This is a genomic window from Virgibacillus sp. LDC-1 (assembly GCF_030137545.1).
Taxonomy (GTDB): Bacteria; Bacillota; Bacilli; order Bacillales; family Amphibacillaceae; genus LDC-1.
In genome coordinates this window covers 1-460 of the sequence record NZ_JARUVL010000042.1, presented here as the reverse complement: position 1 = coordinate 460, position 460 = coordinate 1, and the positions used below count along the sequence as shown (strand labels likewise).

Annotated in this window: 1 rRNA gene; it reads right to left on the bottom strand. The window is 45.9% G+C overall.

What is annotated here, in order from left to right:
* Positions 1-342 precede the first annotated feature (342 nt).
* Positions 343-460, bottom strand: a 16S ribosomal RNA gene (locus QBK89_RS15055); the annotation flags it as partial.

The window sequence follows — 460 nt, the reverse complement described above, 5'->3', positions numbered from 1 at the left end:
TCACTTACGTTCATCATGTTTCCTTTATCTCCTTCCGCTCAGTCCAGCCCATACATCGCATAACAGTCGCTTCCGCTTTTAGTTGATGTCGTTGGTATTACTCTTATTTAGTTTTCAAGGTACAAATCGAGAGATTTGCTCTCTCAAAACTGAACCAAACTGACCAAGTATGTTTCCGTTATAGTCTAGCTACAGCGCCCAACGACTATTAGACTTCCTTCACCTCTGTACGATAAGTCAACATCGATTCACATTCGTTCATCGTGTCTCCTTTATCTCCTACGGTTCAGTCCAGTCTATACGTCGCTAATCGGACGCTTCCGCCTTCTATTTAATCCTTAGAAAGGAGGTGATCCAGCCGCACCTTCCGATACGGCTACCTTGTTACGACTTCACCCCAATCATTAGTCCCACCTTCGGCGGCTGGCTCCAAAAGGTTACCTCACCGACTTCGGGTGTT